Here is a 7348-nt window from a genome sequence, read left to right on the forward strand (position 1 = left end):
CTTCGGGCCGACTGGGCCAAATGGGGGTGTAAATCTCATTTGATGGATGTGATCGCGGTCATTCGTCAGGACGGCCAAATAGACGACCGAAAAACCCCCTCTTGGATTCCGTGGGGCCGGGTCCGGCCAGCAGTCCGATCACTCGGGCTTGAGCCTCACGCCGTTCCTCATCCGATTGATCGAGGCGACGACGAAGGTCGTCGATCGTGCCGTCCCGATCGCGCAACTGTTCCAAGGCAGCATCAAGACGAGCCTGTAATACATTGGAATCTGACCCGTTACGGGTGTCAGCATTGCCGTTGCGTAGCGTTTCAAATGGTGTTTCGGTTACTGGTGCGGCTGACTTGGGAGGATACACCCGGTGCAGTTCGACTGGCTCAATCGAGAAAGAACCGTCATCCTTCTTTGTCGCAGAAATTCGACCACTATTGATGGCTCGCGATATGGAAGCCTTGCTAATACCTGTCGCCTTTGCGGCTTCTCCGAGGGTGTAAGCCATTTTATCCGTCCCTGTTGCGGATCGTTTCAAAACGTGATCCGCTAACTGTTAGCAGAAACGGTCAGGTGGCGAAATGGTCAGACTCTGCCCCACTTGGTGGCACACCCCGTAACCCATTTCGTCCAATCTGCCTTGAGGGCATCCCCTACCAATTTACGGCGCTGTTCGGGGCGGACGCGAGCATACTGATCCGCTAGGCGCTGTACGGAGTGACCACCGCCTAGGGCCATTCCGATTGCATGAAGCTCCGGGGTCTTGAACTCGTCCACCTGATCGTCGGCCGGCCAGCGTAGGGTGTCCGAAACCGATAGCCGAGAAGCCGCCGAGGCGATGAGGCTGGCGGTGTCGACGATGGTTTCTGTCGTCCCTTCCCGGCGGGCCTTTCGGCCGCTGCTATGGCGTCCTGCCTCATCGGCCGCGGCGTCAGTGGCGTCGTCGTCTTTAGGGGTGAAGGTCAGGGTGACGTGGGTGATCTTGCCCCGCGCCCCGCGCTTTTCCGACCAGTCCATCGTGAAGGCAGCGAGCTGATCGATTTCGGCTTTGCCAGGTGTCAGCACCAGACGCCGGAAGTCGGAGAAGTTGGGCATCGAATTAGAGGGTGCGCCAAGCCGCTCCCGCAGCTCATCGACCGTTCCGGACCATGTGGGGCTACGCCGTCCAGCCAGCAGGCAACCCATCTCATAGAGGGTGATCGCATACTTCGACCGGAAGGCGAGCAGAGCCGCCCGGTTGAGGCGAGCGTAGTAATCGCTCCCCTGTAGGATTGCCCTAGCCGGTGCCGTGAACTCCCACTCGACGGTGGCCCGGCCGTCTTCGGCATGTTCGTTGAGCGTCCAGGCAAGCAGGGCAGCGGTGAGCGTCGCCGCACGCCCTTGCGCCGAGGTCGAAGGCATTTGGAACTTCACATCCATCAGCTCATCGAGGGTGTCCTGGATCCGATCATTGGCGTTGTGGGTGCCTCGCAGATCGCGCTTGGCGATGACATGTGATCCCGGTCGCCACGCTTCACCGGCAGCTTTGGCGATTAGAAGGGCTAGGGTCTTGCGGGCCGCCAAAGAGGGTGACGTACCCGCGCCGAACCGTGCTTCGATGAACTCGCCAGCTTTGACGATGGCATGACCGTCACGAACCGAGATCGTGGAAGCCGCCTTCATCGTGCGGCCGATAGGAAGGTCGTCGAGCACAGCATGAGCTTAGCCAGTTACGACATAAGATCAACGTCAATGTCATAGATCGCACAGTTACCCCATTCCTCACGGGGCACCCGATCCGTCGTAACTGAGCACCCCATTTGTCGTAGGTGCTCACCCCATTTGTCGTAACTGAGCACCCCATTTGTCGTAGGTCAGGCCATTTTTCCTATATGAATCAACAGACAAGCAACCCCTGAATCATAGAATCAATAGAATCTAGAATCATCGCGCACGCGCGAGGCTGGCGTTGCATGATGACAAGCGGAATCGGCCTTCGGCCGATGCACCGATGATGCGTGCCGGCTACGCCGTCACAGGGGCGGCCTACCGGCCGCAGGCTTGGCGAGGAAGGAGTCGGGGCGAAGGCATCGTGCCATCATTCGCCGGTCGTCACGCGGCGAGGGGGTTTGCCGTCGCGCTCGTGGACAACGATCGCAGACACGCCGGAGGCGGCGATGCGATCGATCAGGCGATCGGCCTCCTCGTACTGGTCGCTGGGCCAGTCGCGGGCGACGTGGACGCGATCCCCGCCGATTTCCAGCGTCAGGTGCGAGATTGAGGGATCGAGGTCGAGCAGCCGCGCCATGTCCGCCTGGGTATCGAGCGTGACGCGCCGGAGATCATGTCCGGTCATGATGAGCTGCCAGGTGCGGGTGCGATCATCTAGGTTCATGGCAGCAGCCACCCGGTGTAGGATTTGGCATCAGGGTTCGCGCCGAAGCACCAGTATACCCCGTCGCGCTTCTCTCGCTTCCAACCGTGATCCTTGGGACAGGCGGCAATGGCGGGGATGGTCTGTTCGCTTGCCTGATCGATGCGGCGGGCGAGCTTACCGTTGACGGTGTTGGCCCAGCTCGCCGCAGCCGTTTCATCACGGGCGCGGGCATAGCCTTGCGCCTCGCCGGCCCCGTTACCCAGGTAGTAGCCGTAACCCCCGGCAATCGGCACCAGCAGGGCGAAGCCGGCGAGCGCGCCGTTCCACCACCTGTCCCACCGGCGCCGGCGCTGCTCATGGGCGCGGCGATCGGCGGCATCAGCCGCAAGACGATCGGCCAGGGCGGCGTGCGCGGCCGTGTCAGCGTCGATCCGACGTCGCAGGGCCTCTCCCGCCCCGGCAAGGCCGTCCGTGGCTCCACGACGCGCGCCAGCCTCTGCACGGGCCTCCAGGGCGGCAGGATCGACCAGGCGGGCCGCTATGACCTTGTCACGGGCTTCCTCGTCCTCGGCGCGCTGTGCGTCCCTGGCGGCGGCATCGGCAAGGCTGGCGCGCACATCGGCCACCAGATCGCGCAGGGTACCAAAGCCGGCGAGGACGCGCTGGATGTTGGTGTCGAGGTGGGAGAAGAAACTGTGCGCCTGGGCGGCGTCGGCGACATCGCGCGCGCGACCGGCGGCAGAGGGTGGCGGATCGGGGGGCGTGTCGAACTCGGCGGGATCGAACCTGCCGGCCGGGGCATCGGTTCGGCTCCCGCCACGAGCCATTCCCTTTCCGCGTTCCCGCTCGTTGAGCTGGCGGGCCTGTTCGAGCAGGCGACGGGGGTCGTCGTCGCGGTCGCGGTCCATCAGCGATCCTCCCCGGGCAGCGTCCATCCCTCGAACGGTTTGCGATCCTGATCCCGGCTGATGCGGTGGGTCAGTTCGGAGACGATGCCGGCGAACCGCTTGTCCTTGCTGGCGGCGTCGATGAGCAGTCCGCCCAGGATGATCTTGCGGCGGGTATCGAGACGACGGCCCTCGGCAGCGACACGGGCATTGAGCGCGTCGAGACGGGCCTTGGCCTGGTTGACCCGTTTGCGAGCCTGTTCGATGGCTTCGGGTGTTGGTGCCGCCATACCTTCTCCGCGTGAAAGCACGATAACAAAGCGAGCATAGCTCAAACCAACAAACGAAACCACCCGAGACGACGATAGGAGACAAGGGCGCACTTTAGCATTACTGCGTAATGCGTGCGGCAGGGATACCCTGCACCCATGTCGCGATGCGACAGCGGGGCCTCCGCCCCACACCCCGACCAGCGCAACGCCGCTGGACCACGTTGGAGAAGGCAGGCGCGACGATGGCGATCTACCATCTGGCGGTGAAATCGGTGTCGCGCTCGACCGGGCGCAGCGCGGTCGCGGCTGCGGCGTACCGGACCGGCGCTTGTCTCGAAAACGAGCGCGACGGCCTGGTGCACGACTACACGCGGCGGGGCGGCGTCGAGGACGCGTTCATCGTCGCCCCGGAAGGCGCGGAGTGGGCGCAGGACCGCTCCGCGCTGTGGAACGCGGCCGAGGCGGCGGAGAAGCGCAAGGACGCCAAGGTCGCGCGAGAATATGAGCTGGGGTTGCCGGCCGAGCTGGACGCCGGCCAGCGCCGCGACCTGGTGCGTGCTTTCGCGGAGGATATCCGCAACCGCTACGGGGTGGCAGTGGATGCCGCGATCCACGCCCCGCATGATTACGGCGACGATCGTAACCACCATGCCCACGTCATGACGACGACGCGGGTAGCGGAGGCGGACGGGCTGGGGGCGAAGACGCGCCAGCTCGACGTGCGCTCGACGGCCTCGGTGGAGGTGGAGGCGATCCGCGAGCGGTGGGCCGGGATGGTCAACAGCGCGCTGGAACACGCCCAGGTAGCCGAGCGGGTCGATCACCGCAGTTACGAGCGTCAGGGGCTGGATATCGAACCGACCGTGAAGATGGGCCATGCGTCGGCCGCGATCGAGCGGCGCGCGTCGGCCGAGCAGATCGCGGCCGGCAAGGAGCCGCACGCCGTTACCCCGCGCGGGCAGATGAACGAGGCGATCATGGAGAAGCGGGGGCTGGGCTTCTACATCGAGCGTGGTCAGGAGCGGATACGGGAGTGGTCCCACCAACTCCGCGAGCGTGCCGATCTAGCGATGCAGGGCATGTCCAGCTTGGTCCAGGGCGCAGCGCGGGCGATGCGATCGGGGCTACAGACCAGCAGCGAGGGCGGGTTCGGGGCGGTGCCGGCGCTCGACCAGTCACCCCAGCGCGACCAGGTGCCGGCGATTGAGCTGGACCAATCGGGGCAGCGTGGGCGGGATCGGCAGCGAGAGCAGGAGCTAGACCGTCAGCGTGGACGTGACGGGCCGGATATCGGGTTCGGGCGGTAGGGTCGCCGCCGAAGAATCGTTTTCGGCAGAGTGTAAGGTAATACTTGACAAATGTCAGGAAATGCCTTACAATGTGTCTATGATTAAAACATACACCAGCAAGGCGCTCGAAGCCTTCGCCACCAAGGGAGATGGCTCAAAACTTCCCGTCCAGAACCACAACCGCGTTCGCCGCATCCTGCTCACGCTAGATGCTGCCACGAAGCCCGAGGACATGAATGTTCCGGGCTTTCGCTTTCATGGGTTGAGCACCAAGCCCAAACGATATGCAGTCGATGCCAGCGGCAATTACCGGGTCACATGGGCTTGGGATGACGGCAATGCGATCGACGTGAATATCGAGGATTATCATTGAGGAGGGGCAAGCCCCTCCTAAAAATCTGTCAGCCAATGCTTGACATGTAAGGCTTTAGTTTACATATAGAGCTTATACAGAGACGCATGATGATCTGGGATCGGCCCGGACAGGAGACAGATGATGAACCAGCTCGTATCCGGCCTTGCCCCGATGCACCCCGGTGAGCTGCTGCGGGAGGACATTCTGCCCGCACTCAACAAGCCCAAGGCGGAGATCGCCAGGCTGATCGAGGTGTCGCGGCAGACCCTCTACGATATCCTCGCTGAAAAGCAGGATGTCACCCCGACTATGGCGCTTCGGATCGGCAAGCTAACCGGCACCACGCCCGAAATGTGGGTGAACATGCAGCGCAATTACGACTTGCGTGTGCAGGCAGTGAAGGACGCCGATATCATCGCGCGTATCCCTACGCTCGAAGCGGCGTGATCCCTTTATGGGGTTCTAAGCCGGAACCGCCGAAAATTCCGTCAGCCGATCAACGTGGCTTGTCCCGCGCCCGGTCGATGGGGTAGACCCAACAGTCGTGTCACTAGCCGCCATTTCGATCACGGCAATGCCAGCCGGACGTCACGTCCAGATTGTTCCGGTCTGGATGAGGCCGACTGACGTCTCGGATGACGGGTGGCATACAACTGCTGTGAGTCCTGCAGGGGGGCAGCTGCCTGACCGGACGGCGAGCATCAGCCCATCTCATGTATTAGTCATGTCAGCTTTGACACTGCGCACGCGACGGCACCCGACCCGTTGCAGACCCCCAGACATATGGAAAGCTGACGCTCAACGTGGAGTTAGCCGGCGCGGCGCGGCTTCATCGCGCAGCGTCCGTGTTGATGGATGGGTTAGAACTCTCTGGGGCACACATTTGAGAAAGACTATTTTTCAGCCAACGCAAAACCCGCGTTGCCAGATGCAACCACTGAGACAAATACAAACGGCACTGGACTAGTATTTAGAGCGCCATGCACTTGGCCAGGTTTTGCTATGGCAATATCTCCAGCCTTTAGATGAGCGACTTTGCCGCCTCCTTGGTAATACTCAGCCTCTCCAGAGATAACCGTCCAAGTATCTTGGCCGTCCGGGTGAACATGAGCGGTTATTTCTTGCCCAGGATGGGCATGCCAAACAACAACTGCTGAGTCCTTGGTTTCCAGAACCACTGAACGAATTGGTTCGCCGTCAGACGGACGAATATATTCTGTTACCGAAAATATTCTTGATTCCATTTCCATATCCACTCCAAAAATCAATTTGGCTTGAGAAGTTATTACAGAACAACTGTATCCGAGAGTTCTACGTTGCCGATAACCGGCCCGAAACGGCGCCGCCCCGCGCCGTTGTTGGGGGTCCGTGTTCATCGGCGGGTTAGACCTGTGCTTGCGTAAGACGAATATCGACTTCTCGGTCGACGTATTTCCATTCCTCTGACGCACGCAGTTCGGAAAGCAGCCTGTTGAACTCAACCTCATGAATTGGCGCGTATTCGAACCAATTCAGAAAATCGAACGGTTCATTCTCTGAGAGGTCGCGGCAGTGGTGGAGCTTGCGCGCTACTGCAGGCAAATACTGAAGCCCGATTTGGACGTGCTTCGACTGTTCGAAAACGCTCCGGCGTTCGTCTTGCGTGAGCTCCCACCAAGCTGCGTTCTTCCGGATCGGTATTAGCGCACCGCACGTTGCTTCTGGGCGCGCCAGACCTTGCTGCTTCGCTACAATTTCATTCTTCTCTGCGCGCATGACATATCGTTCATTGCTGGTTATTCCACGAAGTATCCAGGGTGCATTGGTTTCAGACTGCAACTCTGAAGCGGATACGACGTTGAGCCTTTTGGCTTCAGGCAGGGGCTCGCCAACTCTCGTTTCGGCCCTGACAATCCGCCAAGGGCCAATGTCTGCGCCGACGAAAGCAAATAATCGTGTATCCATTTCAATCTTTCATGTGTGAATGTTTTAACTCTTGCAGCTTCGAAGAACCTATCTGCCGATCCCGTGCTTGTGCATCATATCATCGCCTCCGCGCAACTGCGACGACCGCCCGCAGCAATCACATTGAACTTTCGAATCGAAACTGCTGAAGCGAACCTACGCGGGTATTGTCGATACGGCATCAGCTACCGTGATCTCGAGGAAATGCTGTCCGAGCGTGGGATCGATGTCGATCATACGACGATCTATCGCTG

Annotated in this window: 10 protein-coding genes; 3 read left to right on the plus strand and 7 right to left on the minus strand. The window is 60.9% G+C overall.

What is annotated here, in order from left to right; genetic code table 11:
• Nucleotides 1–58 precede the first annotated feature (58 nt).
• From SPHV1_RS24550 to SPHV1_RS18735, 5 genes are all read right to left on the minus strand, one after another.
• Entirely contained in the window at nucleotides 59–499 is a 441-nt protein-coding gene (locus SPHV1_RS24550) for a recombinase (protein ID WP_082370061.1), read from the minus strand.
• Nucleotides 500–576: 77 nt separating this feature from the next.
• Complete coding sequence (locus SPHV1_RS18720) at nucleotides 577–1683, minus strand: replication initiation protein (protein WP_047167713.1); 1107 nt, start codon at nucleotides 1681–1683, stop codon at nucleotides 577–579.
• Nucleotides 1684–2068: 385 nt separating this feature from the next.
• Nucleotides 2069–2365 carry a hypothetical protein gene (locus tag SPHV1_RS18725; RefSeq protein WP_047167714.1) on the minus strand — a complete coding sequence of 99 codons (297 nt, stop codon included), beginning with the start codon at nucleotides 2363–2365 and terminating at the stop codon, nucleotides 2069–2071.
• On the minus strand, nucleotides 2362–3255 hold the full coding sequence (locus tag SPHV1_RS18730; protein WP_053000203.1) for a hypothetical protein: 894 nt from the start codon (nucleotides 3253–3255) through the stop codon (nucleotides 2362–2364). Before SPHV1_RS18730 ends, SPHV1_RS18725 begins: the two co-directional genes overlap by 4 nt.
• The gene (locus tag SPHV1_RS18735; protein ID WP_047167715.1) at nucleotides 3255–3524 is read right to left on the minus strand and encodes a hypothetical protein; all 270 of its coding nucleotides are present in this window, start codon (nucleotides 3522–3524) and stop codon (nucleotides 3255–3257) included. The genes SPHV1_RS18730 and SPHV1_RS18735 overlap by 1 nt, the downstream gene beginning before the upstream one ends.
• Nucleotides 3525–3748: 224 nt before the next feature.
• On the opposite strand from SPHV1_RS18735, the gene mobQ reads away from it, so the two are divergent.
• The 3 genes from mobQ (at nucleotide 3749) to SPHV1_RS18750 (ending at nucleotide 5597) form a co-directional block, all read left to right on the plus strand.
• Nucleotides 3749–4813, plus strand: a complete 1065-nt coding sequence (gene mobQ / locus SPHV1_RS18740; protein ID WP_047167716.1) for a MobQ family relaxase — start codon at nucleotides 3749–3751, stop codon at nucleotides 4811–4813.
• Between the two features lie 79 nt (nucleotides 4814–4892).
• Complete coding sequence (locus SPHV1_RS18745) at nucleotides 4893–5168, plus strand: type II toxin-antitoxin system RelE/ParE family toxin (protein ID WP_030092726.1); 276 nt, start codon at nucleotides 4893–4895, stop codon at nucleotides 5166–5168.
• A 123-nt stretch (nucleotides 5169–5291) separates the two neighbouring features.
• Nucleotides 5292–5597, plus strand: coding sequence for a HigA family addiction module antitoxin (locus SPHV1_RS18750; protein WP_205499322.1), 306 nt, complete (start codon nucleotides 5292–5294; stop codon nucleotides 5595–5597).
• A gap of 446 nt (nucleotides 5598–6043) precedes the next feature.
• On the opposite strand, the gene SPHV1_RS24560 is transcribed toward SPHV1_RS18750, so the two are convergent.
• Together SPHV1_RS24560 and SPHV1_RS18755 are read right to left on the minus strand one after the other, a co-directional pair.
• A complete protein-coding gene (locus SPHV1_RS24560; RefSeq protein WP_012435589.1) occupies nucleotides 6044–6400 on the minus strand; it encodes a cupin domain-containing protein in 357 nt (118 codons plus the stop codon).
• A gap of 133 nt (nucleotides 6401–6533) precedes the next feature.
• A complete protein-coding gene (locus SPHV1_RS18755; RefSeq protein ID WP_011514928.1) occupies nucleotides 6534–7094 on the minus strand; it encodes a chlorite dismutase family protein in 561 nt (186 codons plus the stop codon).
• Nucleotides 7095–7348 lie beyond the last annotated feature (254 nt).

The organism is Novosphingobium sp. KN65.2 (assembly GCF_001368935.1).
GTDB lineage: Bacteria > Pseudomonadota > Alphaproteobacteria > Sphingomonadales > Sphingomonadaceae > Novosphingobium > Novosphingobium mathurense.

What these genes read in the sequence shown, in the direction of transcription:
- SPHV1_RS24560 (WP_012435589.1), bottom strand. Translation starts at nt 6,400, where the DNA reads ATGGAAATGGAATCAAGAATATTTTCGGTAACAGAATATATTCGTCCG.
- SPHV1_RS18735 (WP_047167715.1), bottom strand. Translation starts at nt 3,524, where the DNA reads ATGGCGGCACCAACACCCGAAGCCATCGAACAGGCTCGCAAACGGGTC.
- SPHV1_RS18745 (WP_030092726.1), top strand. Translation starts at nt 4,893, where the DNA reads ATGATTAAAACATACACCAGCAAGGCGCTCGAAGCCTTCGCCACCAAG.
- SPHV1_RS18755 (WP_011514928.1), bottom strand. Translation starts at nt 7,094, where the DNA reads ATGGATACACGATTATTTGCTTTCGTCGGCGCAGACATTGGCCCTTGG.
- SPHV1_RS24550 (WP_082370061.1), bottom strand. Translation starts at nt 499, where the DNA reads ATGGCTTACACCCTCGGAGAAGCCGCAAAGGCGACAGGTATTAGCAAG.
- SPHV1_RS18725 (WP_047167714.1), bottom strand. Translation starts at nt 2,365, where the DNA reads ATGAACCTAGATGATCGCACCCGCACCTGGCAGCTCATCATGACCGGA.
- SPHV1_RS18730 (WP_053000203.1), bottom strand. Translation starts at nt 3,255, where the DNA reads ATGGACCGCGACCGCGACGACGACCCCCGTCGCCTGCTCGAACAGGCC.
- SPHV1_RS18750 (WP_205499322.1), top strand. Translation starts at nt 5,292, where the DNA reads ATGAACCAGCTCGTATCCGGCCTTGCCCCGATGCACCCCGGTGAGCTG.
- mobQ (WP_047167716.1), top strand. Translation starts at nt 3,749, where the DNA reads ATGGCGATCTACCATCTGGCGGTGAAATCGGTGTCGCGCTCGACCGGG.